The 1,201-nt window shown below is 61.0% G+C and carries 1 pseudogene; it reads right to left on the reverse strand.

What is annotated here, in order from left to right:
• A pseudogene (locus GTU76_RS29710) lies at window positions 1-1,121 on the reverse strand (type IV secretion protein Rhs); the annotation flags it as partial.
• Window positions 1,122-1,201 lie beyond the last annotated feature (80 nt).

Genomic DNA, 1,201 nt, shown 5'->3' on the forward strand with positions numbered 1-1,201 from the left:
GCGTGAAACATCAGCGGCTTCAACGCGCTCGCGTGTTTGCTCAGTTCCGGTGCCGAAGTCAGTTCCGCCAACCGCAACGCCGACGCCGCCAGCCATTCCCGCGCCCGCGGCGACTTGACCTTCGCCAGCACCTTGCTGCTCAAGCGCAGTGGCACGCCGATGCCACCCGACAACCCCATCAACAGAAAACTGATCAGCAGTTCGACCCGCACCTCGGCCACCACTTCGGCCAGGTATTGCGGCGGCAGCATCTTCAACCAACTGGTAAACGCGGCCAGATGAATGAACAGCAGCGGTTCGTCACTGAGGATCAGCAGACCGTTGGCAATGGCGTCGCTGGAGGCATTCAACAACGCCTCAAGCTCGGCCTCGCTGAGGTATTCCAGCAATTTTTCACTGTTGGCCTGCAGGTCGGCGAGCAGGGCGAACACTTGCCGGATGTCATCCCAGACGCCATTCAGGGCTTTCTCGAATCCGCGCCAGTCGGCCTGTTGCAATTGACCGTAACGGCCAAGAAATCCGGCGCTGGAAAACTCCGTCCACTGCGGCTGAAATTCTGTCCACTCAGCGCGCAGCCAGCCTTCCAGGCCGGCAATGACACCTTCATAAGAGGCATACAACGCCTGCACATGGTCGGTGGACACATCGGGAAAGAAGGTGATGCGATAACGCTGGCCCCGATCACAGTTGGTCACCTGCAGAATGCCGCTGGGGCCGATGATGTGGTGCAGCGGTTCGCCGAAAGTCAGCACACCGCCGACATCGGCAAGCACCGGTTCGAGCGTCACCGGCGTGTCGCCGATCGGCACAAACCGCGCGGCCTCGAACATATGCACCAGCGTCAGCGACCCGCTGGCCGAGCACATGACCACCGATGAACTGAGCGGTTGGCGCGACTTGATCGGCGCACTGAGGCGCACGTCGTTGCCGACGGTGAACACCTGTTCGACATCCAGCGCGGTGCCTGTCCAGAACTGCTCGGCCCAGGCGTCGTAGTGGTTCAGGCACAGGCGGAACTCGCGGATCAGGTGTTCGAAGTCCGGCTCGTCCGGGTTCAAAGCAGCAACAACGAGCAGGCCGATGCTGTTGTTCAGGGCCAGCAGCCGATCGGTTGGAAGCATTCGCAGTCTCTCGCGCACATCAAAAAGGTGCGGGGACTTTGCGGGGGATCAAACAGGAAAGAAGTCGGGCGAGTAGGCGA

The sequence above is a fragment of the Pseudomonas crudilactis genome (assembly GCF_013433315.1).
Classification (GTDB): domain Bacteria; phylum Pseudomonadota; class Gammaproteobacteria; order Pseudomonadales; family Pseudomonadaceae; genus Aquipseudomonas; species Aquipseudomonas crudilactis.